Origin of the sequence: Bifidobacterium sp. UTCIF-38, from assembly GCF_006454495.1 — a bacterium.
Classification (GTDB): domain Bacteria; phylum Actinomycetota; class Actinomycetes; order Actinomycetales; family Bifidobacteriaceae; genus Bifidobacterium; species Bifidobacterium callitrichos.
In genome coordinates, this window is record NZ_JFAL01000026.1 from 28,698 (window position 1) to 51,020 (window position 22,323).

17 protein-coding genes are annotated in these 22,323 nt (G+C 60.4%); 10 read left to right on the forward strand and 7 right to left on the reverse strand.

Translation table 11 applies throughout. From position 1 onward, the window contains the following. Positions 1-63 precede the first annotated feature (63 nt). The 4 genes from BW11_RS09580 to BW11_RS09595 all read left to right on the forward strand — a co-directional run bounded on the left by BW11_RS09580 (position 64) and on the right by BW11_RS09595 (position 4,858). A complete protein-coding gene (locus BW11_RS09580; RefSeq protein WP_258184636.1) occupies positions 64-1,083 on the forward strand; it encodes a LacI family DNA-binding transcriptional regulator in 1,020 nt (339 codons plus the stop codon). A gap of 219 nt (positions 1,084-1,302) precedes the next feature. After that, positions 1,303-2,166, forward strand: coding sequence for an aldo/keto reductase (locus tag BW11_RS09585; protein ID WP_140445407.1), 864 nt, complete (start codon positions 1,303-1,305; stop codon positions 2,164-2,166). Then, positions 2,159-2,941, forward strand: a complete 783-nt coding sequence (locus tag BW11_RS09590) for an HNH endonuclease family protein (protein ID WP_140445406.1) — start codon at positions 2,159-2,161, stop codon at positions 2,939-2,941. Before BW11_RS09585 ends, BW11_RS09590 begins: the two co-directional genes overlap by 8 nt. Positions 2,942-3,526: 585 nt before the next feature. Further along, entirely contained in the window at positions 3,527-4,858 is a 1,332-nt protein-coding gene (locus tag BW11_RS09595) for an Nramp family divalent metal transporter (protein WP_140445417.1), read from the forward strand. Between the two features lie 67 nt (positions 4,859-4,925). Here the strand turns inward: BW11_RS09595 and BW11_RS09600 are convergent, their stop codons facing one another. The 6 genes from BW11_RS09600 to BW11_RS09625 form a co-directional block, all read right to left on the reverse strand. Further along, positions 4,926-5,381, reverse strand: coding sequence for a hypothetical protein (locus tag BW11_RS09600; RefSeq protein ID WP_140445405.1), 456 nt, complete (start codon positions 5,379-5,381; stop codon positions 4,926-4,928). Between the two features lie 453 nt (positions 5,382-5,834). Further along, positions 5,835-7,154, reverse strand: a complete 1,320-nt coding sequence (locus tag BW11_RS09605; RefSeq protein ID WP_140445404.1) for an IS481 family transposase — start codon at positions 7,152-7,154, stop codon at positions 5,835-5,837. Positions 7,155-7,666: 512 nt separating this feature from the next. Then, a complete protein-coding gene (locus BW11_RS09610; protein WP_258184633.1) occupies positions 7,667-8,836 on the reverse strand; it encodes an endonuclease domain-containing protein in 1,170 nt (389 codons plus the stop codon). 463 nt (positions 8,837-9,299) lie between these two features. Next, positions 9,300-10,268, reverse strand: coding sequence for a type IV toxin-antitoxin system AbiEi family antitoxin domain-containing protein (locus BW11_RS09615; RefSeq protein WP_181162570.1), 969 nt, complete (start codon positions 10,266-10,268; stop codon positions 9,300-9,302). Positions 10,269-10,514: 246 nt separating this feature from the next. Beyond that, positions 10,515-10,994, reverse strand: coding sequence for a hypothetical protein (locus BW11_RS09620; protein WP_140445402.1), 480 nt, complete (start codon positions 10,992-10,994; stop codon positions 10,515-10,517). A gap of 231 nt (positions 10,995-11,225) precedes the next feature. Further along, positions 11,226-12,374: an ATP-binding protein gene (locus BW11_RS09625; RefSeq protein WP_140445401.1), complete on the reverse strand. Its 1,149-nt coding sequence runs from the start codon at positions 12,372-12,374 to the stop codon at positions 11,226-11,228. A 50-nt stretch (positions 12,375-12,424) separates the two neighbouring features. On the opposite strand from BW11_RS09625, the gene BW11_RS11610 reads away from it, so the two are divergent. Continuing rightward, positions 12,425-12,592 carry a hypothetical protein gene (locus BW11_RS11610; protein ID WP_181162569.1) on the forward strand — a complete coding sequence of 56 codons (168 nt, stop codon included), beginning with the start codon at positions 12,425-12,427 and terminating at the stop codon, positions 12,590-12,592. Between the two features lie 16 nt (positions 12,593-12,608). Here the strand turns inward: BW11_RS11610 and BW11_RS09630 are convergent, their stop codons facing one another. Beyond that, positions 12,609-13,745 carry an ATP-binding protein gene (locus BW11_RS09630; RefSeq protein WP_258184631.1) on the reverse strand — a complete coding sequence of 379 codons (1,137 nt, stop codon included), beginning with the start codon at positions 13,743-13,745 and terminating at the stop codon, positions 12,609-12,611. A 1,218-nt stretch (positions 13,746-14,963) separates the two neighbouring features. On the opposite strand from BW11_RS09630, the gene BW11_RS09635 reads away from it, so the two are divergent. The 5 genes from BW11_RS09635 to BW11_RS09655 all read left to right on the forward strand — a co-directional run bounded on the left by BW11_RS09635 (position 14,964) and on the right by BW11_RS09655 (position 22,154). Next, positions 14,964-16,541 (forward strand): sugar transferase, encoded by a 1,578-nt coding sequence (locus BW11_RS09635; RefSeq protein ID WP_140445414.1) that lies wholly within the window; start codon positions 14,964-14,966, stop codon positions 16,539-16,541. Between the two features lie 242 nt (positions 16,542-16,783). Further along, positions 16,784-18,619 carry a DUF4012 domain-containing protein gene (locus BW11_RS09640; RefSeq protein WP_375137658.1) on the forward strand — a complete coding sequence of 612 codons (1,836 nt, stop codon included), beginning with the start codon at positions 16,784-16,786 and terminating at the stop codon, positions 18,617-18,619. 109 nt (positions 18,620-18,728) lie between these two features. Continuing rightward, positions 18,729-20,174 carry a polysaccharide biosynthesis tyrosine autokinase gene (locus BW11_RS09645; RefSeq protein WP_375137661.1) on the forward strand — a complete coding sequence of 482 codons (1,446 nt, stop codon included), beginning with the start codon at positions 18,729-18,731 and terminating at the stop codon, positions 20,172-20,174. A gap of 277 nt (positions 20,175-20,451) precedes the next feature. Then, the gene (locus tag BW11_RS09650; protein ID WP_140445398.1) at positions 20,452-20,754 is read left to right on the forward strand and encodes a hypothetical protein; all 303 of its coding nucleotides are present in this window, start codon (positions 20,452-20,454) and stop codon (positions 20,752-20,754) included. After that, entirely contained in the window at positions 20,754-22,154 is a 1,401-nt protein-coding gene (locus BW11_RS09655) for a type II toxin-antitoxin system HipA family toxin (protein WP_140445397.1), read from the forward strand. Before BW11_RS09650 ends, BW11_RS09655 begins: the two co-directional genes overlap by 1 nt. Positions 22,155-22,323 lie beyond the last annotated feature (169 nt).

The following is a 22,323-nucleotide window of genomic DNA, read 5'->3' on the forward strand; positions in this document are numbered from 1 at the left end:
TTCGTCCCCTCCACGCCCGCCAGCAACACGCCGCCTAGGCCCGCCCGCCCCCGCCGCGTCACACTGCGCGATGTGGCCGAGGCGGCCGGCGTCTCGCTCAAGACCGCGTCCAACGTCATCAACCATTCCGGGCGTATGAGCGATGCCACACGTTCCAAGGTCGAACGGGTCATCAAGGACCTCGGCTACCGCGTCAACGTGGCCGCGCGCAACCTGAGCCGCGACCACACCGGGTTCATCACGCTCGCCGTGCCCACGCTCACCCCGCCCTACCTCGCCGAACTCGCCAATCGCACCATCGACGCCGCACGGCTGCAGGACTACTCCGTCTATGTCACCACCTACGCGGAAGGTTCGGCCAAGGGCGCGCGCGACCTGCTGCGCCGCTTCAACTCCACCGTCTCCGACGGCATGATCCTGTCGATGAGCGAGGTTGAGGACATCACCCCCGAGGATCTCGAGGTCGACTTCCCGCTCGTCGTGGTCGGTGCACGTACGACGTGGGGCAGGGCCGACCACGTCACACCCGACGATGTCGCCGCCGCGGCCACCGCCGCCGGCTACCTCTACGACCACGGTTCGCGCCACCTCGCCGTCGTGGGCGCGCGCGGCTCGTACGACGAGGCCGCGCTGCTGGAGGCGATCGAAGGCAACGCCCAGCTGCGTACGCGCGGCGTCATCGAGGAGACTCGCTGCCGCGGGCTCGCGCTCGACCCGCGACTGATCGGCACGACCGATCAGGACTGGACGATCGGCGCCGGCGCCCGCGTCACCCAGCGACTCATCGACAACGGCGTGCCGTTCGACGGGGTCGTCGCGCTCAACGACCAGCTCGCCATCGGCGCGATGACCGCGCTTCGCACCGCCGGCTACGACGTGCCCGGCCAGGTGCAGGTGATCGGCTTCGACAACATCGAGGAGGCCCCCTACCTGCAGATCCCTCTGACGACCATGGCCTCGCGACTCGAATGGACCGCGCCCACCGCCGTCGAACGCATTCTGGGCCGAATCCGCGGCGACATCTCCACCCCCGAACTCCTTATGGCCAAGTCGCACGTCATCCCCCGCGCCTCCACCCGCTAGACGGTCTCCGCCTTCTCAACCCATCTCGGCCCGCTCGCGATCGGGTTTCGTATTACCCGGCCCCCTCTGACGAGGGGGCTGTCAGCGAAGCTGACTGGGGGAGAGACGGAGGCTGTGATTGGTTGCTCGGTCGGTTCTGCAAGGCTTCAGCCTTGACAACATCGATCCGGCATGCACCAACGTGTACAGTGAGTGCGTAGCAGCAACGAAGGAGCAGCCATGACGAACAAGCCCACATTCCATGTGCCCGTGATCACCCTCAACGACGGCCATCTCATCCCGCAGATCGGCCTCGGCGTCCTGCGAATCGACGACGAGGGCGTCACCCCGGTCGTCGAAAGCGCGCTCGAGGCCGGATACCGCCATATCGACGGCGCGGCCGGCTACAACAACGAGGCCGGCGTGGGACGTGCGCTCGCCGAAACCGGTTTCAACACCGGCGAGGCCCGCAAGTCCCTGTGGCTCACCACCAAGCTGCGCGATTCCCAGCAGGGCTACGATTCCGCCCTCAGGGCGTTCGACGACTCCATCGCCAAGCTGCAGGTCGACTACGTCGACATGTACATGATCCACTGGCCCACCCCGTTCGACTGGCGCAGCGGCGAGACCTGGAAGGCGTTCGTCAAACTGCGCGAGGAAGGCCGCGTCAGGACCCTCGGCGTGTGCAACTTCCTGCCCGAGCACTTGGAGCGACTGCACGAGGAAACCGGCGAATGGCCGGCCGTCGACCAGATCGAACTGCACCCCACGTGGCAGCAGCGCGAGGTCGTCGCGTTCTGCAAGTCGCACGGCATCGCCGTCGAAGCCTACTCGCCGATGGCCCGCGGCGCCGACCTCAACGCCGGCGACGGCACGATCGCGCGCATCGCCGAGGCGCACGGCGTCACCCCGGCGCAGGTGATCCTGCGCTGGCACATCGAGAACGGCACGATCATCATCCCCAAGTCGGTGCACACCGACCGTCAGCGCGAGAACCTCGACCTGTTCGGATTCGTGCTCGACCCGGCCGAACACGCCGCGATCGACGAGCTCGACGGCCCGACCCGCGCCGGCCACGATCCCCTCACCTTCACGTATGCGTGATGGCCGCGGTCGCCGGCCCGGGAGAGGCACAGGCGCCGCTCCCGCGCGATTCCGCCGCCGGATCCTCACCGGGGCGACCCCGCTCGAGCGACTGCTCATCATCATGGTCGTCGTCGCGCTGGGCGGCATCGGCGCGGGATCGCTCCTGCCCAACCTGAGCCCCGAGATCGGCAAGGTCTCGGGACTCACCGCCGCATCCGGGCCCGCCGCCGACGCGCTCGCGAAACTCACGGTCGACGACGCGCAGAGCACGTCCGGCTACGACCGCGACGCGTTCGGATACCGTGAAACCGACGACGACGGCAACGGCTGCGACATCCGCGAGGACATCCTCGCCCGCGACCTCAAAGACGTGCGATACAAGGCCGCGACCGGCACCGGCGCATGCCAGGTCACATCCGGCGTGCTCGACGATCCCTACACCGGGCGCACCATACGATTCACCCGCGGCGTGGACACCTCCGCCGCCGTGCAGATCGACCACGTCGTCGCCCTCGAAAACGCGTGGGCCTCGGGCGCGCGCAACTGGGACTCCGCCAAACGCCGGCGATTCGGCAACGACCCGTACAACCTGCTCGCCGTCGACGGCCCCGCCAACCAGGAGAAGGGATCCGCGTCCGCCGCCTACTGGCTGCCGACGAACGGCGCCTACCGATGCGAGTACATCGCCCGGCAGATCGGCGTCAAATCGACCTACGGCCTGACCGTCACCACCGCGGAAAAGGACGCGATGCTCGCCGTCCTCCACACCTGCCCCGCCCAGCAGATCCCGTAGGCCTAGGCATCGATTATGCGGTCCGGCAGACCTTGGCCCCCTCTGACGGGACGTTGTCGTGAAGCAAACGGCGGAGCCGTTTGTAGGCAACGTGCGAGCTGACAGGCGAGCCAGCATGACGCGTGCGTAGCACGTCCTCAATTGCAGGACGGGCTGTCAGCGAAACTGACTGGGGGAGAGACCGACCGGGAAAGATCCCATCGACGAAGCGGGCCTGAGGGGAGGTCGAGGCGAGAACGAGACGATGAGACATCACGCACGCGACTGGCGCAAGTAACACGGTCGCGCTATACCTTTGCGTGGAAATCGATGACCATGGCATGGACATGCGCCGGACAAGCGCAGACATGCAGGACACGCGAGGGGATGGAAAAGGAAAATATGAGCGTGAACATCGATAACGACAACGGAAACAGCGGAAGCAACGGCACCGGAAACGAGCCCAAGTCACCCAGGAACAGCGATCGCGTCGTCGAAGGGGCGAACACCACCAGCTACCCGACCATCGCCAAAAGCGGACACGCCCACGGCAGCGGCTACGGGCGCATCCACGGCGACGCCAAACGAGCCAAAATCACCGCCGCCATGCGCCGCAACGGCGACTTCGCACACGGCAACCTCGTCGGCGCCGACGGATACCAGCGGCCCGAACCAGAGATCGAGAAGGAGCGTCAGGCGGCGCGCCACCAGTCGGGCAAGGTCCACCACGGCCACGCGCTCGCCGGCATTCTCGGCCCCGCGTTCGTGGCGGCCGTCGCGTACGTGGACCCGGGCAACGTGGCCGCGAACATCACCTCCGGCGCGCGATACGGCTACCTGCTGGTGTGGGTGCTCGTCGTCGCCAACGCGATGAGCGTGCTCATCCAATACCAATCCGCGAAACTCGGCATCGTCACCGGCAAATCGCTGCCGGAGCTGCTCGGCGAGCGCATGCGCGACGCCGGGCGATTCATGTTCTTCATGCAGGCCGAGGTCATCGCCATCGCGACCGATCTGGCCGAGCTGATCGGCGGCGCGATCGCCCTGAACCTGCTATTCGGTCTGCCGCTGTTCGTCGGCGGCGTGATCATCGGCGCGGTCTCCACCGTGCTGCTCCTGTTCGAGGGCGGCAAGACGCATCGACTGTTCGAGAAGATGGTGATCGCCCTATTGCTGGTCATCACGTTCGGCTTCATCGCCGGGCTCTTCATCGCCCCGCCTGACCCCGTGGCCGTGGCCGGCGGCCTGATCCCGCACTTCACCGGACGCGACTCGGTGCTCATGGCCACCTCCATGCTCGGCGCGACCGTCATGCCGCACGCGATCTACCTGCACTCCACGCTCGTCAACGACCATTACGTGGGCGGCGAGAAGCGTCCGACCACGCGCGAACTGCTCCACGGCTCGAAGATCGACGTGGTGTGGGCGCTGCTGCTGGCCGGCTCGGTCAACCTGTGCCTGCTGGTCCTCGCCGCGAACTCGCTATACGGCATGAAGGGCACCGATTCGATCGAGGGCGCGCAGCACGCGATCGTCTCCGTGCTGGGACCGGTCATCGGCACGATCTTCTCGATCGGCCTGCTGGCCTCCTCGCTGAGCTCCACGTCGGTCGGCACCTACGCGGGCTCCGAGATCATGCACGGACTGCTGCGCATCAAGGCGCCGATGTGGGCGTGCCGCGTGGTCACGCTCGTGCCGGGTCTGATCGTGCTGTGGTTCGCGCCGAACCCCACCGAGGCGCTGGTCATCGGCCAGGTGATCCTCTCGGTCGGCATCCCGTTCGCGATCATCCCGCTGCTGCGCTACACCCACGACCGCAAGCTGATGGGGGAGTACGCCGACGGCATGGCCAAGCACGTGATCTTCATCGCCGTAGCCGCCCTGATCGTGGCCCTGAACGTCCTCCTCATCGCCCTCACCCTCTTCGGTCTGGCGTAGGCGGACTCACTCTCTTCGGTCTGGCGTAGGCGGCCTGAGGTGTTTGAGGATACGATGCCGCCCATCCTCATTGATCTCGCCTTCTTCCTCTTTGGCCCTCATCCTCTTTGGCCCTCTTCCTCTTTGATCCTCTTCCTCTTTGACCTGGGGTATGTGGATTGAGGTGTTTGAGGATGCTGCTCATCTTCATTGCTCTTGCTCTCCTTCCCTCGCTCTCGCCCGCTTTTCCTCGCTCTTGCTCTCCTTTCCTCCTTTTTCTCGATCTCGCCCTCCTTTCTCCTTCCCTCGCTCTCGCCCGCTTTTCTTTGCTCTTGCCCTCCTTTCCTCCTTTTCTCGCTCTCGCTCTCCTTTTCTCCTTTCCTCGTTCTTGCCTGCTTTCCCTCGCTCTCGCTCTTGCTTCCACCCTCACCCTCCTGGGCTTGTAGGAGCGTTCGCCGACGAGTGACGCAGCGTTCTCCATGGCTTCGGTTCCTTTCTGCTTCTCCTTTCTGCTTCTCCTTTCTCCTTCTCTTTCTCCTTCCATTCAACGCGATTATCCGCTAATTTTGCGTTGAGTGGCAGTGATTCGTGATGTGCCTGCCGCTCACTGCCACTCGATGTCGAAAAGCATCAAGTTCGCGTTGAGTGGCAGTGATTCGTGGTGTGATTCATGGTGAAGCTGTCACTCGACGTCGAAAACCATCAAGTTCGCGTTGAGTGGCAGTGATTCGTGCCACTCAACGGTATTTCGCTGTGTTTTTGCGTTGAATGGCAGCGGCATCGTCGAATTCATGATTTCCCACGAGGACTCGAATTGAAGAATCGTTGGAATTAAGCCATTTTGCAGTGCGTGTGATAACCGTAATCGCACTGCAGTCGCGATCGGACTGCCACTCAACGTCGAAAACCATCAAGTTTGCGTTGAGTGGCAGTGATTCGTGCCACTCAACGGTTGTATTGTCTCGGGGCATGGTTGACGGGTGTCTCGGGGGATGGCTTACGCATGTTCTGGGGCATGGTTGACGTCCGGCAGCGGCTGGCGGCGCTGGTAGTCCCGGGTGACGTCGAGCACCTGGTCGACGAGAATCTCGCCGGTGTCCGTGTCGATGGCCGTGATCACGCCGTGGACCACCTCCAGTTCCACGACCCTGCCCGCGTTCTCCTTGCCGATGTTGACGATGCGGCGGCGGCCGGCGACGCCCAGCGCGACGCAGCCGCGCCCGTCGGCCCTGCGGCGGACGGCCGGGACGGTCACATCGACGGCCGCCGGCCGTTCGCGCTCCGCCCGGAGCCGTTCCTCCTCGTCGCGTCTGGCCTGTTCTCGGGCGGCGATCTCGGGGTCGGGGCCGGCCTTGCCCTTGGCCTCCCACGCCTCCCTGGGGGTGTGCCGGTCCAGGGCGCGGTGGGGGCGTTCCTCGTTGTACTCGTGGCGGAACTCGTCCAGCTGCCGGTTGAGCTCGTCGAGACCGCGCGCGAGGGGACGGGCGGCGAGCCATTGCTTGAGGGTGCGGTGCCAGCGTTCGATCTTGCCCTGGGTCTGGGGATGGTAGGGGCTGCCGTTCTTCTGGCGCACGCCCATCAGCGCGAGCAGCCGTTCGAACGAGCCGGGCTCGGCGGAGCGCAGGCGGGTCGTGTACACGGTGCCGTTGTCGGTGAGCGTGGACGCGGGGATCCCGTATTCGGCGCACGCCTGGCGGAACGACTCCTCGATGGTCCTCGTGGTGACCGTCGCGTGCGCGCGCGAGTACAGGAGGAACCTCGAGTGGTCGTCGAGCCAGGAGACGACGAGCGCGTCCGTGCCGTCCGCGAGCGGCCAGTGGGTGAAGTCCGACTGCCACGTCTCGTTGGGCAGCGCGGCCTCGAACCTCGCGTACGAGGACCTGGGCCGCTTCCTCGGCTCGGGACGCACCAGACCCGCATCCCTGAGGATCCGGTGGATCGTGGAGTTCGCCGGAGGCCTGACGCCCTCGCGCTCGAGCCTGGCGGCGATGGACTCCGGCCCCGCGTCCAGACCGGCGGCGTCCAACTCGCGCCGGAGCGCCACGATCCGCTCCCTGATCCCCTCCCCGGTCCTGTTGGCGATCCGGTGCGCGCGTCTGGAACGGGGCAGGAGCCCCGCCTCGCCCTCCCGCTCGCACCTGCGCTTCAGCTCGTGCGCCCACTGCCTGGTGACGCCGTGGCGGCGGGCGGCCTCGGCGACCGGCATGCCCGCGAGGATCGCGTTGACGATGGCCTTGTTGCGCAGGAACTCGCTACGCGCCGCGGGGCCATCATCATTGGAATGTACTGGTGTCTGCTGCTGTGGCTGTGTATCCATACACCATCCAACACGCGGCAGGTGTCAACCATGCCCCGAGACACCTGTCAGCCATGCCCCAGGACACCCCGTCAACCATCCCCCGAGACATACGTCAACTATCCGCTCGAACTAGACAGTGCCACTCAACGGTATTTCGCTGCATTTTTGCGTTGAGTGGCAGATTCCTCCTTGCGGGTTGCGTGCGGGTTGCTTGCGGGTTGCCCATGGTGATTCTCCCTGACTCGAAACTACGAGTATTTCGCGTCAGGAATTCGTTTATCTCATTCTCGGCTCCCTTGGTCAGGACGGTGCCGTGCGGCAAACACTGTGCGGCAAACACACAGCGGGGCTGTTTGTAGACGATGCGCGAGCTGGCAAGCGAGCTGACAAGCGAGCTGGTATGTCGTGCGTGTAGCGTGTCCTTGATTTCAGGTCGGCCTCTGAATCGGGTCTGAGGGGGTAGTCCGAGGGGACAGTCCGAGGGGTACTCAATTCATCACTGAATTACCGGCGCAGGATACCAGAAACCCTCAAACCGCCAAAGCACTCACTGCCGCTTCTCTTTTCCGTGCCTCCCTGGCCACCGATTCAATGGGCGCCTCCAACACGCGGAAGGAGAATTCCGCCCCACGAGACATCAGTGCTCTCGCCACATGAAACGCGAATTCCGCTCGCGCGCCGGCATCCGCAATTGTCGCACCGGTCGCGATGAAGATCAGCCATCCTCGACTGCGCAGCCGATCGCGCTTCTCCTGATCCCTTCGCCATTGCGCCTTATTCGTGCGATGATGGTCGCCATCGTATTCGACCGCCACCCGATGCTCCGGCCACGCCATATCCAATGTCATGGCCGATCCTGAGCGGAAGGTTATTCCAGAAACGACATGATTGAGCACCATCTCCGGCAACCCGTGCTTCAGCAGCGACAGTCGTTCGCGGGTTTCGGTGGGCGAATCCGCGCCCGCTCTGATGAGCAGCGCTGCCGTCTGGCAATCCCGCTTGCCTCTGAATCGCGGCAGGGTATCCGCGAAACCCATAAGCGCGCGACGGATCGTCTCCGCGTCACGTCCCTGCGCGAGCTTCGGCTGGCGCGTGATCGCGGTGATGATCGCGTCTGCGAGCACGATCAGCGATTCCACCGTCAGATGGTGTGCGAGTTGCGCCCAAGTGTGGAACAGATCCAGCGCGTAGACATGTTGGTTGATGCGCACGTTGGCGTCAGGATGCTGCGTGAGTGGCTGCCAGACGTGCGCTGTGATCGACGGGTCCGCCAGCCGCTTGCGTCGGTCGTCGCTGCTGGAGACCGTGTGCAGTTGAGTGACGTCAAGATCGAGATCGCAGTCGTCGGGTATCGGCACGGATTGAAGCGCGAGCGACGTGGTCATGCCGAAGAGGAGTCGTTTGCCGGCGGATTTCGCCGCGTCCGTACATCGTTGGACGGTGTCTCGTCTGCGGTCGGCGAGCGATTCATGCAGGGTCGGTTGCGCGGCGTCGGTGCCGTTCGGCGATTGGAACGCGTTCGATCCGTATGCCCTTGTCTTGCTTGGGCTGGAGTAAGTCGTACGTGGCGGCGAAGACGATGGTGAAGGCGTGTTCGTGGGAGGAACGTCGTCCCATTCGGCATCGATGCCGAAGCCGTCGGCAGAGGATATGCCGTCGTTGGTCGGGGTGATTGCGCCGTAAGTAGTCATGGTAGTCATGACGGCACCGTACAGAGCGATCGTGTACGTGCGAAAGTCCAAACGACCTATGTGGACGAAACCCCTATGAATATCCACTTATCCACAATTCGCGTTGCGGATGATTCCGCTATCCCGCCAGACGGGATGTAGTTGAGAACAGCCGTACAAACTTTGGTGTAAAAGGTATGTCTTATATGCTCAGCTGTTCACTGCCATGAGCCTTTGCGTGTCGAATCACACGTCAGGTGTTTCCCATTTGAGATCGGCGTGGTTCCAGTGTGCGGATCGTGCACCATCCGAAATCGGCGCGTTCAGGAATCGAATAACGAGATCTTCTGCCTCCTCAAGGTCGTATGACCGGGCTGGGGTGCCTGCTGCTGTCTTTCTGAATTGCGAGGTCTTCCAGCTTCCGGGAACGTGGAAGACGAGCGGGAACGGGAGATGCCGTCTGCGGCATTCGCTGTGTATGGCCTCCGATAGCTCAGTCGCATTGCAATCCTGTGTGTTGGCGATGATAATCAAATCCACAAGATCCTTGATTCTCGTGGATTCTCGTCCACTTATCGGGTAGTCGGTGTGATTGGGTTATACGTGGACGAACTGCCTCTAATATCTGTCGCGTTGCTTGTGTGAATGCTGCGTTCTGTGTTCTGACGAGGGTATCGATTATCGGAAGCAGTGAATCGCGGTATTGCTGTGGCGATGCAATCTGGTTCAGAGCCTGTTGCAGTTCTTTGATCTGTGGGGAAATGCTCTGTGAGACCAGCTTGTGGGCCGATTGGATGCTTTGTTGGATGCGTTCGTCGACGGGAGCGGTAAGCTCGTGGAACAGTCCGGCTCCATCTCCGGCAGCGAAACCATTGCGTTTCGCATAAGGGGCAAGCAGTTTTTCAAGGTATGGGCGGTTGAGATTGTCGTATGTTTCGACGCTGCAGTTCAGGAACATGTCTGATACCAGCGAAAGATCCATATTCTCCGCGACAAGGTCGGCGACGGTCTGTTCAAATGTGGTGATCGGTAGACCCTCTCGCACGATCAGTGACTCGGTCGGATAGCTTTTTTGCCGAATCGTAATGTCTGTCCGTTGTGTTTGCTTCCTTGAAGGGGTGCTGAAGCAGTAGGGTTCCGGGACGAAATCGCCAGCTTGTAGAATCCATGCTGCGGTATGCGAGCATACTACGGCATCGGGAGGGGAGATCTGCAGCCGTTCCTCCGCGGTTCTCTCAGGGTGCAGGGATAGCCATGCGGCATGCAGTGATTCAAACTGTTCGGATGGGGCGGAGGTGTTACGGTACACGCCCTTGCATATCCTCTCCAGTTTGCCGGTCGATTCCAGTCGAGACATGAGGGACCGTGCGACGCCCAGCCGTTGCGCCTGCGCAGTGGTAACCAGACCCCATTGGGTTGCCATCAGCGGGGTGAGGCGTTGAATGATCGACTGTCTAACCATGCTTGGATTGTATACTATATAGTATACAATCCAAGCATAAGAAGACGGATTGGAAAACATATTGCCCTGAAGATTGGGGGCTCCGCATGTGTGCTTGATATGAGTCGGCGTGCATGGAAATTCAAGCGAATCGATGCGCGATATGGCGGTGTCCCCAGTCTTCAGGGCAATGACATTCAGTGTGATTGCAGAGAATAATCGGGGTGATCACGGGGTGGTGATCACCCCGATTATTCGTCTCATTCGTCACTCGGCGTTTTCGGTGTTCTCGGACTCGACGCCTTCAGCGGACTCCGAGGCCTTCTTGCGACCGCGGCGCTTCATCGTGCCGATGGTGGCGTCCTCGGCGTTGAAGATGACGGCCTTCTCGTGCGGGAAGTATTCGCCATCCACGGACGCGTAGGCGACCTCGCCCTCCGGGGCTTCGGTGAGCGTGAAGAACTTGCCGATCGCCTCGACGGCGTTCTTTTCGCGGATGCTCACGGACAGGGTCTGCTTGCCTTCCGGCTTGCTGAACTTCACCGCGTTGAGCGCCTTGGAGGTGGTGACCGCGACGGCGATCTGCTTGGTGCTTTCGTTGACCAGCAGGCGCACGTACGCCGGGTATCCGAGGGCCTGCGCGGTGGCCTTGTTGAAGCGGATGGTGTTGCCGGTGAACGTCATCACGATCCTGCCGACCGGCTTGACGAATTCGACTTCCTTGAATCCCTGAAGGGCGAATGCCATATTGAACTCCTTGATTCAGTATTCAGTGGTATTCCAGTGGAATTTCCAAAGGTATTTCCATATCAGTATAACGAATGATCGCGGATATCGGTGTAATGCAGGGTCAAATCTTATCCGGGGACGTCTTCGCCGAATTATGTCCGACATAAAGCGGCGCCAACGATTGTCGGTCATGACCCTTGGCAATATTCGGCGGTTTCATTCCATGTTCCCATATAGGCGGGTAAGTCGCTAACACTGTTCGATGCTCATGCGAATATACGCCGCATGTTCGCGTAGATATTCTCGCAGATAGGGGATCGCGAAGTCGACGAGTCCGTATCCTTTCTCTTCGATGACCTGTGCGTCGAGCAATCGTGCCCGGTAGGTGCTGGCATAGCTGACGTCCTTGCCCATGCGGCTGGCGATCGTGGATGTGGATGATGGGCCGTCGTCCTGTGCCATGGCAAGCAGATAGGTTTTGTCGACCCGCGAGAGACTATCGAGTTCAGGCCCGTGCACGGTGTCGCCAAGCCGAACGAGTGCTTTGGCGATGCCTTCACGGGCGTCCTCCATGGAGACGGCGGGATTCAGTGGGTGTCGGCGTTTGACAAGCCGCCAGATGTGGTATCCCACCAGTTGGACCATGAATGGGTATCCGTAAGTGGCTTCTGCCGCCGTACGCAATGCCTCGCCGGATATGGTCATGCCCGATTCGGCGAAGGTGTCCTCGAACGCCTCTGCCACGTCATCCAGGGGTACGTCAGCCAGCATATGTGGTTCCGCACGTCGCATGAACGTGGTCGCCTCGTCGTTGAGCCATTTTGATGACATGGATGGCAGACCGGCGAACACGAAGGCGAAGTTCTTGTTTTCCGTGTTCATGTCCTGGGCGGCCGTGGCGATGGCGATCATATCGTCTCTGCTGGTGGCCTGTGCCTCATCGATCGTGATGAGCAGCCCCGTTTTTCTCTTCTCGAGTTCGGTCAGTCTGCCGTGCAATGCGTCGGACAATGTCAACGGCATCTGTTGCGGTGACTCGTAGTGAAATTCCCCCAAACTGCCACCGGCGATGTTTGCGATGCTGATGCTGGGGCTTACTCTGAATCCGAATGATTCCTTCTCTGTACGTAGATGCGTCACAAGTCGTGCTGCCAAGCCTTTTGACGCGGATTCTCTGATGACGTCCCAACCTCGTCCCTGTGCGATGCGGGAGAATTCGGAGAGCAGCACGGTTTTGCCGACGCCTCTGGCTCCCGTGATGCGCATGAGGCGGGAAGGGGCGCCGGGGCCGTCGTCCAGTCCCTCAACGAAATCATCTATGACCTCGTTTCTGCCGATCAGCAGTGGGGGAGTGAACCCGGCACTTGGTTTGAAGGGGTTGCTTCTGGTGTCGGTCATTCCATGTGCCTTCCTGTGATCACAAACTTTCGTAAACATTATAAAACATTATGAAAACTTATGAAAAAATAAAACGAGTGGCGCGGGAAGAGCCGTCGGTAATGATGCTGAGACCGGAGCGATTCGTCGTTTCCGGTGTCCGTGGCCATGCCGAACGTGATCATATGCTCCTGTTCCGCACCGTCGGTGCGGTCCTGAGCCACAAGGGCGCGTACTGATCACTGAGTCGCTGGGTCATAAGGCCGTGTGCTGATCAGTCGCCAGATACCGCTGGTACTTGCTTCGTGGCTTGTCGGGCATCGTCCTGGCCAGTGCTCCTTCCGCGACCATGGGCCGGATGAACGTTTTGCGCATATAGGTCATGTTGTAGCCGAAATGTTCGGCGATGTCCTTCGCGGAACGTGGTTCATGGCAATAACGCAGGATCATGCGGCGCATGGTCTCGGGGTTGTTCCTGACGTTCCCGTGATGGTCGTCGTCCGTTCGACGAGCCGATTGAGGGGCGGATTGCCTTGCGAAGACTCCGACCGGGCTCGCTGTCGCGGTCGTTCGGCCGTCGGCTGACGGAGCGGCGTTCTCATTGAAGAACCGTACGAGGAACGATCCGTTTCTGTCCTGAAACTCCGGTTGCCGCAGTCCTCTGGATGCCGTCTCCTCCCGGATGACGGGAATGCCGGAGTGGCGGTTCTCGGCGATCTTCTGTATCTCGAGGAGGGACACCAACGTCGGATTCCGCGTAGGCATGTTGGCGTATCCGATGTCGTCGATGTTCTGTCCGCCGTAGACGCCGCCGGGATTCCAGCATTCCAGCCTGTCGGAGAACAAGGTGAGTCTGACGGGTGTGCCGTTGCAGTAGGGGCCGTAATCGCGGTGCATCAGCGCATTGAGGATTATCTCACGTATTGCGGTTTCCGGATATTCCGGAACGTCGATGCGCTCTCCGTCTTTGATGACCACTTTGGTTCTGCTGTTGTGGGCTACAAAGCTCTGCGCGCCCTCCAGCATGTCTTCGATGGTTCCCTCGTATCGTTTGCTGTCCAGAAACCGTTCCCCTGTGTCGTCGGGGCTGATGGAGGTGCCGTTGACTGCGATGGCGGTGATGCACAGATTGGGGTATGCCCGCTGTGGGTAGTCGCCGAGCGTGAGCATTCCGGCTAGTGTGGGGCGATCATCGCGAATGATGCCCGTCAACGACAGGATCTCGTCATCCGTGCGACGCGACAGCAGGGGGCGCTCTTTGGTCGCGTTAAGGATGAAACGGCCGATTTTCCTTGCGTCGAGTGCGTCGAGTGCCGCTGCGGGACTTGTGCTGATGTCGTCTCTTCGGCCTTCCTTGAACGTCTCGATATCGTAGAGTTCCGTGGCGGTCATACGTACGTCGGCGTCACGTGTTGCACTATCTGCTGCAGTTCCATTGGAGATGCCATCCTTTATGGGTTATATACCTTAAAACCAAGTATATTCTATCGAAAAAGAAGACGAATGGGAATTTATGGGCATATATATCCTAAATTTTGGGTATATGTGTATTCATATTTTATGGGTAGCTGCCTGATGACGTGATTTGTCGGAGGTGTCGGGTTGAGCTCCGCTGAGCCCCGTGTATTGAGGGCCGGTGACAGGGCCGGTGACAGTATATGGGTGCTCTTCTGCTTTTGGAAGCAAAAGAAATATGAGAAGGGTGACATCAGCGTTTTCGTTGGAATCAAGCCGTTTTTGAGTGTTTCCTGTATGTGCCGTATGTGCCGTGCAAGCAGCCGTGCAAGCAGGATCGCCCGCGAAATCGCCGGAAATGCAAATGGCGGGCAAAAGAGAAGTGGCCTGATGGCTCCGGATGCCTTGGATAAGAGGAGCGATCCGGGTGTGCGTACGGTGTCCGTGGTCATGCCGGTCCGACCCCGCATGTCCGTACGCTGAGCCGTTCGTGGCGTACGGTCCGTGGGGCTATCGGCGTGGGATCACCCGATTACGTACGCTGACCGCGAGTGAGCGTACGAAACCGGGTGATTCCAGTCGTATACTCCCCTTCCCCGTACGCTGACCGCCGCCCGGCGTACGCAGAACGGGGGATGGACCTTACTGGCTGTTACTGGCCCATAATGACTGGCCCGTGACTGCCATATGACGACCCTTATGACTGCACAGTGAAACACTCGCCCTCTTGACATCCCCCCTTGTGAATAAACTGCGGAGAGGAGATGCCCCCGTCTAGTTGTCTCATGCCTGCTGGGTTGATGGAAGATGGTTGATGGAGAACCGGTCGGGTCGGCAGATGCCTGGCGTGGCGATAGCCGTCTCCAGGCGAATGAGTGAGTAGAGAATGTGAAGTAGAGGTGCAAGGAGAAGTTGACGTACAGCAATGACTCGTACTCCGTAGCACAAGGAGAGGGAGATTCGCCCGTGGACGCAGCATCGGTCCCGGCATCAATCTCGGCATTGGCCTCGTCGTCGGCCACATCGGAGGTCGCACCTCAGACCGTCGGCAGTAACGTTAACAAGGCTGATCGCAATGTGCAGATTGGCCAAAAGACGGGCACCACCGGTATAATCGACAATTCCGGAGCGCCCGATGCGCCCGGAACGCCGAAGATGCCGAAGAGCCAGAATCCAAAGGTGGACGAATCGCAGGCGAACGATTCAACGGAGGAGACGAGGCGCAAGCTGAACGACATGCGACAGAGCCAGCTCTCTCACGTACTGTACTGGCGCTTCTTCGTGAACATCGCCCTGGCGTGCTGCGACGCGGCCATGTTCCTGATCGGCGGCGCCACGGTGTCGAATCTGCGCGGCGAGACGGGTCCGTTCTGGTCGGTGCGTTTCCACCTGTGGGTGAGTGATTCCGTATTCCTCATTCTCACTTCATGCCTGTGGGTGTGGTGCCTGTACCGTCTGGGCGTGTACCACCGTCACGTGATGGGCGATGGCTATCGACTCAACATGAAGCTGTTCTTCAGCGCGGTGCAGTGTGGTCTGTCACTATGCGCGCTGGTGTTCCTCCTCGATCTGCGTATCACGCTGGTCAATCTCACGCTGATCGTGCTCGCCGGCTTCGCCCTGACTCTGGTCGAGCGAATCGTCACCCGTCTGTACATCACGCGGACTCGCCGTCAGGGCGCCTACTCGTACGCCACCGTTCTCGTCGGCTCGCCGAAGGGCATGGCGAAGACCCTGCGATTCCTCGATCGCCGCCAGCAGCTCAACTACCGTACCGTTGCCCTGTGCCCGGTTCGGCTCAACGAGGAGACCGGCCTGATCGAGGCCGATAATGACACGAAGACCCTGCGGGAGTTGATTCTCGACAAGTGGCCGGAGCTCAAGGTCATCGAGTACAGCGAACACGGTCTCGCCGAGATGTTCGTCCGCGAGCAGATCCAGACCGTGATGGTCACAGATGTGTTCCGCCGCTTCTCCGACAACTTCAACATCTTCTCCGTACGCATGGAGTCCCTGGGTCTGGAGATCGCCCTGATCTCGTCCGCGGCGGATATCGCCGGCCACGAGACGCAGATCCGTTCGATCCAGGGCACGACGATCGTCACGTACCGTCTGCCCCAGTATTCGATGAAGACCCGCATCGTCAAGCGACTGTTCGATCTGGTGGTCTCGTCCCTGGCGATCGTGCTGTCCCTGATCATCACGCTGCCGGTCGCGATCGCGATCAAGCTCACCGATGGCGGCCCGGTGTTCTACACGCAGAAGCGCATCGGTCTGCGCGGCAAACCGTTCCGTATGATCAAGTTCCGTTCGATGGTGGTCAACGCGGACGCGCTCAAGGCCAAGCTGGCCGCCGAGACCGGCCAGAAGGACCGCTTCATCTTCAAGATGAAGGACGATCCGCGCATCACGAAGGTCGGCCACTTTATCCGCAGGTTCTCGATCGACGAGCTGCCGCAGTTCCTCAACGTGTGGATGGGCGATATGTCCGTGGTGGGTCCGCGTCCGCCGCTGCCGGAGGAGTACGCGCGCTACAACCGCGTATACGCGACGCGCATGCTGGTCAAGCCGGGCATCACCGGCCCGTGGCAGGTGTCCGGCAGATCCGATCTGTCCGCGGAGCAGAGCGAGTCGCTCGATGTCTCGTACGTGCAGGACTGGTCGATCTCCGGTGACATCAACCTGATGTTCCGCACAGTCAGCGCCGTCCTGAGCCACAAGGGCGCCTACTGAGCGTACTTGAGAAAACCCCCTGATAAATACCCCCATGGCGGTAGAATTCATCCTCGATGAACGCGCAACACAACCATGGGGGCAACGAGGGCGCAGAGGTGGGGAAGGACGACTCCCGCTCTCCGTTGAACCCCCCTCATCCGCCGGAACCTCCGAAGCCACCGGAGAACATAACGAGTCACGCCTCCGAGCCTGAACCTGAGCCCGAACTTGAGGCCTCGCCCAAGATCTACATGCCTCATGTGGATCAGAAGATCATCGAACAGGAACGGCAGGAAGTGGAACGGCACAAGCACCGCCGCCGCATGAGCCGCGAGCACATCAAACGCATCAAGCGCAGGAAGCGGATCCGCATCATCCTCATCGTCGTGGTAGTGGTCCTGATCGCGCTCGCCGGCATGGCCGCATGGTTCGCCACTTCGGCCATCAAGGCGAAGGGCGAGATCGAAGCGGCCGTCCAATCCGCAAGCGGTATCCAGGAGCAGGTCAGCAGCGGGGACACCGCGAAGGCGAAGACCTCCATCAATGCCTTCGCCGCACACATCGACGCCGCCTACGCGCAGACCAGACAGCCGGTATGGCGTCTGGCCGAGTTCACACCGTATTACGGTTCGGACGTCAAGGCCGCACGCGACGTCGTCTCCATCCTCAAGGACGTGTCGATCAATGCGCTGCCGAAGCTGGCCAATTCCGCGGCCGCACTTGACTTCGACAAGATCGGTATCAAGGACGGCGCGATCCAGCTGGGCGACATGAACACCGTCGTACAGAATCTCGACGCTGCCAATCAGGTGATCTCCGACGCGAACGTCCGACTCAACAACATCTCCGGTACGCATATCCCGCAACTGACCGAAGCTCTGAACACCGGCAAGGCCAAGTTCAAGGAGCTCGCGGACCTCACCGACATGGTCACCCGCATGGCCGACATCATGCCCGCCATGTTTGATCTCGACCAGACGGGCCAGGCGGACGCCACACCGCGAACCTACCTCGTACTCGCGCAGAACAACGCCGAACTGCGTGCCACCGGAGGCATCCCGACCTCATGGAGCACCCTCACCATCGACCGAGGCAAGCTCAGCATGGGTACCTTCGATACGCCGCCGCGTGCTGGTCTGTACTCAGAAAGCGAGGCACAGAGCGTCCTCACTCCGGATGAACGCAACCTGTTCTCCACGAAGATGGCCACCGACTATCCGGACATCAACTTCACACCTGACTTCCCTCGTTCTGCAGCGCTCGCCACCGCCATCTGGCAGAGGGCAGGACGCGGCAACGTTGACGGCGTCATCAGCGTCGACCCGGTGTTGCTGCAACGTCTGCTCACAATCGCCGGTCCGGTCACGCTCACGGACGGCACTGCGTTGAACGGCGATAACGCCGCACAGGTGATTCTCAACCAGACGTACATCACCAAGTCCTCGCAGGCCGAGCAGGACGCGTTCTTCACAATGGCTGCAGGACAGGTCTTCGACCATGTGCTGCACAATCTCAACGGGCATAACAGGGATCTCGTCGCCACGATGCGTCAGGCCGTCACCGACGGGCACGTATATATATGGAGTGCGCATGAGGAGGAACAGGAGAAGATCCAGGATACGGCGATCTCCGGTGCGCTCGCCTCGAACCCGGCCAAACCGGTGGTCGGCGTCTACTTCAACGACGGCACGATGGGCAAGATGGACTGGTATCTCAAGCGCGAGGTGATCAGTACCTACGACAAGACGTATCCCAACGGCGCCAAGCAATACACGATCCACATCAAACTCACTAACACCGCCGATGCGGCACAGATCAACGCCGCACCCGATCTGCTGCGCGGGTATGATGCGAACCATCAGCCCCGTCACGGCGAGATCGACACGGTGATGTACATCTACGCGCCCGATGAGGGCCGTCTGGTGGATTGGGATCCGCAGTTCGACCAGATCGCCACGCATGACACGCTGACGTTGGGAGCCAAGACGATCACATTGCAGCCGGGGGAGAGCTTCGAGGCCACGGTGCACGTACTGGCGAGCCCGAAGGCCGGCTCGAATGCGTTGGTTTTGAGACAGACCCCCTTGGTCGACTGAGGGTGACCCCCCTAGTCCTTATAGTGAAACAGTATCGGAAGAGTAAAGGAAAGAACGGAGCAGGGTAGTGAATGAGCCGGAAGAGGGTCAGCAGGACGGCCTGACCGTAATGGATCTGTTGATGGCGGTCAGGAAGCACCTGATCACCGCCATCGTGACGTTGGTGATCGTGGTCGCGGCCGTGGCGGGTTATACGTTCACCCGCACCCCGCAGTACACGGCTACCTCGGAGCTGCTGGCCACGTATCGTACGTCGGCGAGCAGCAACAACAGTGCAGGCAGCGAGCTCAATTCAGGTGCGAACTATCTGACGAGCCAGATCCAGACCTACCCGCAGCTGGTCAAGACCGAGTCCGTGCTCCAGCCGGTGATCGACGATCTGGGGCTCAACACCACGGTGACGGATCTGGCCAAGACCGTGACCGCATCCAACCCGACCGACACGATGCTCGTGGACATCTCTGTGCAGAACAATAATCCGAAGGACGCCTCGAACATCGCTAACGCTGTGGCCAAGAGCCTCAAGGAACAGGTGACCTCCACGCTGTACAGCGACGAGGGCGATAAGATCGTCTCCCCGGTGAACCTGACCGTCGTCCAGCAGGCGTACGCGCCTGCTTCTCCGAGCTCGCCGAACATCAAGCTGTATCTGGCGGTCGGCGTGCTTGGCGGCATCATTCTGGGTATTGTCGCCGCGCTGATCAAGGACCTGATGGACACCCGTGTGCGTCAGGATTCCGATGTGACCGCCATCGTGGATGCGCCGGTGCTCGGTGGTCTGAGCCGTAATGATGCGTACGATGACAAGGCTCCGGTGATCATTGCTCACCCGGCCTCCCGCGAGGCCGAGGAGGTTCGTCGTCTGCGCACGAACGTCGCGTTTGTGCTGCCTGACGAGAAGTTCTCGAACGTGATCGTCGTGACGTCGGCCGGTCCTGCCGAAGGCAAGACCACGACGAGCGTGAATCTGGCGACCGCATTCGCCGAGAACGGCAGTAAGGTGCTGCTGATCGACGCCGATGTGCGCAACCCCTCGGTGAGCAGGAAGCTCGACATCGAGGGTACGGTCGGTCTGACTCATCTGATCACGAACCGCGTGTCCTCCCAGGATGCGATTCAGCGCTACTGGAAGCCGAACTTCCATGTTCTTCCCGCCGGCAAGCAGAACCTGAATCCGAGCATTCTGCTCAACTCCCGTGCAATGAAGGCGTTGATCGTGCAGGTGGCTGGTGCGTACGATTACGTGATCATCGATACCGCCCCCATGCAGGTGGCCAACGATGCTGCCGTCTTTGCGAAGGATGGTCCGGAACTGCTGCTGGTGGCCGGTGTCGGCGTGACCGAGAAGAAGCAGCTGAAGCAGACCGAGCAGGAGCTCGAGACGCTGAACATCAAGGCCGCCGGTGTGGCGATGAACTACGTCGAGGCCGAGAAGCCGCAGAAGAGCGGCTATTACTACTACGGTGATGACGCGGACGGCAAGGGCAAGAAGGGCCAGCACGGCAGTGCCAAGAGTGATGCCCAGGCGAAAACCGACGACAAGAAGAACGCCTGATTCTCCGTTCGTGCATAAGCCTGTTCAAGACTCTCACGCAATAGTACTGTGATGATGCCGCGCCGCCACCCATGTGGCGGCGCGGCATCATCACATGTATGGTCCGCCGGTGCTTGTACGTACCTTCTTGATACGTTGACCGGTCGGTCTTGCTCAACGCCGAAGCTCGAGGAGCTGCACGTGGCCGTAGCATGTATGCGTATACGATGTAGATACGCGGATTCGTAGGGAACCCGAAAGAACAGGAGTGCAACGCAACCTGAGAGGAGGCGCTTTCATGGATTTCAGCGAGTTTGATGCGCTACCGCTGAGGGATGAGCATGTGATCGTGTTGGATGAACCCTATCATGGCGGTATACGTGACATGCCTCGTTTGGAGGATGTCTCCCGCATCGTTGGCGGCTGTTTGAACGAGACCGGATGGTCTGCCATGAAGGTCGCCGATCGAGCATGTGTCCCTGATACGGTGGTTAAGAATATGGCGGGCGGTCATCCGGTTCCGTTGGCCGAAGCGATGCGCGTATTCGACGTGGTGGGTGTCAAACCGGTGCGCGTACCTGCCGAGTATCTGGAGGCCTGATGCGTCGCCGTGATGTCCTACATGTGTGGAACGAAGGTTGCCATGTGGGGGAATTCTTCCGTACAGGAACCGATTCTGATGTAGATTTCCGTTATGATTCGGACGAATCTACTTCCGGCGGTGTCGGTGTGCCGATCAGTCTTAGCCTTCCTTTGAGCGGCGTATCGTCCCGGCGGGCGCCCAAGGCGTTTCTGGAGAACATGCTTCCTGATGATCCGAATGCCCGGCAAAGAATGGCTGCAAGGTTGCATATTTCCTCAACGGATACATTTGATCTGCTTGACGGCGCGGACACTGTAGGCGGACTAGTGTTCACGCGGCGGGACAAGTTGCCTGATATGCCGTTGGAGGTACGGCCTCTCGATGACGAGGAGTTGGCACGACAGATCGGTTACGTTAGAGCGAATGGTTACAACTGGTTCGCTCGGGACATTGATGATGAGTTCAATGAGCGTGCTGTTCCGCGATGTCGATTTTCCATTGCGGGTGGACAGCCCAAATTTACGGTGGCTAGGCGTGGTGGCGTGTGGCTGTGGCCGAATCTAGATATTCCTTCTACACATATCATCAAGCCCGAGGTATTGGATTGTCCGAATTCCGATACGGTGGAGAATGCCACCATGACGCTGGGGGAGATGTGCGGTTTGCCTGTAGCCGAGCATGGTTTGCTGGAGGTTGCGGGAACGCGTGCGTTTATTACTCGTCGATTCGACCGTGTGATCAATTCCGGTATCGTGCGTCGCGTGCATTGCGAGGATCTTGCTCAGTCTATGGGCATGATGCCAGGGCTGAAGTACGACATTGATGCGATCAGTTGCGTCAGGTTCCTTCGTGGCTATGACGAGACCAACAAGATGGCATACGAGTGGGTGAGACGTCTTGCCTTCAACATCTCGTCCGGTGATTGCGACTCCCATGGCAAGAACTATTCGATCATCTTTACCCCTAGTGGATTCCGGTTCTCGCCTATGTATGATCTGACGTCGACGAGAACTTGGCCTCAACTTGATCAGGAGCTGTCGATGTCCATCAATGGTGTCCAATATGCTGATTGGCTGACTCCGTCTGATTGGGCTGCGTTCGCCAGAGCCGCTGGTTTGGATGAGGAAAGGGTCGTCCGCATCGCCCGTGTCATTGCACATGCGGTATTAATGTATGCCGATCAGGCAGTACGCGATGTTCCTGCACCTCAACGCGATGCCATGTTGCGAGGGATCATCAAGTCGAACGCTAATATCGAGCCGGTTGATGAGCCCCTTGAGGATATTGGAGCGGACTCATCTGTCTTTTCTGGCTACCAACGCGAGGACGACGACGTGTGGGTACGGCCCTATGTCCGTGAAGACCATCATATCTCTGGATACTGGCGTAGGCGTGACTTGACTCACGATGTGGTCTGAGGACGGGGTTGACCCCCGTTGTTACCCCCGTCGGGTTATACTGGAGCGTGATTCGTTGCGAGGCGCGGATCCCTTCGGGGAGACGCAGCGCAGGCAGGAGGAAGAGACAGTGAAGAAGAGCCGTATGGTCGATAACGGCCGTGATGCCAGTTTCGTGGTTCGCTGACTG

Coding starts and splice junctions, on each gene's coding strand:
- BW11_RS09605 (WP_140445404.1), bottom strand. CDS start 7,154: ATGGATACACAGCCACAGCAGCAGACACCAGTACATTCCAATGATGAT.
- BW11_RS09625 (WP_140445401.1), bottom strand. CDS start 12,374: ATGACCGACACCAGAAGCAACCCCTTCAAACCAAGTGCCGGGTTCACT.
- BW11_RS09585 (WP_140445407.1), top strand. CDS start 1,303: ATGACGAACAAGCCCACATTCCATGTGCCCGTGATCACCCTCAACGAC.
- BW11_RS09645 (WP_375137661.1), top strand. CDS start 18,729: ATGGATCTGTTGATGGCGGTCAGGAAGCACCTGATCACCGCCATCGTG.
- BW11_RS09620 (WP_140445402.1), bottom strand. CDS start 10,994: ATGGCATTCGCCCTTCAGGGATTCAAGGAAGTCGAATTCGTCAAGCCG.
- BW11_RS09635 (WP_140445414.1), top strand. CDS start 14,964: ATGCCGAAGAGCCAGAATCCAAAGGTGGACGAATCGCAGGCGAACGAT.
- BW11_RS09595 (WP_140445417.1), top strand. CDS start 3,527: ATGCGCCGCAACGGCGACTTCGCACACGGCAACCTCGTCGGCGCCGAC.
- BW11_RS09650 (WP_140445398.1), top strand. CDS start 20,452: ATGGATTTCAGCGAGTTTGATGCGCTACCGCTGAGGGATGAGCATGTG.
- BW11_RS09600 (WP_140445405.1), bottom strand. CDS start 5,381: ATGGAAGGAGAAAGAGAAGGAGAAAGGAGAAGCAGAAAGGAGAAGCAG.
- BW11_RS11610 (WP_181162569.1), top strand. CDS start 12,425: ATGAAAACTTATGAAAAAATAAAACGAGTGGCGCGGGAAGAGCCGTCG.
- BW11_RS09590 (WP_140445406.1), top strand. CDS start 2,159: ATGCGTGATGGCCGCGGTCGCCGGCCCGGGAGAGGCACAGGCGCCGCT.
- BW11_RS09615 (WP_181162570.1), bottom strand. CDS start 10,268: ATGGTTAGACAGTCGATCATTCAACGCCTCACCCCGCTGATGGCAACC.
- BW11_RS09630 (WP_258184631.1), bottom strand. CDS start 13,745: ATGACCGCCACGGAACTCTACGATATCGAGACGTTCAAGGAAGGCCGA.
- BW11_RS09610 (WP_258184633.1), bottom strand. CDS start 8,836: ATGACTACCATGACTACTTACGGCGCAATCACCCCGACCAACGACGGC.
- BW11_RS09655 (WP_140445397.1), top strand. CDS start 20,754: ATGCGTCGCCGTGATGTCCTACATGTGTGGAACGAAGGTTGCCATGTG.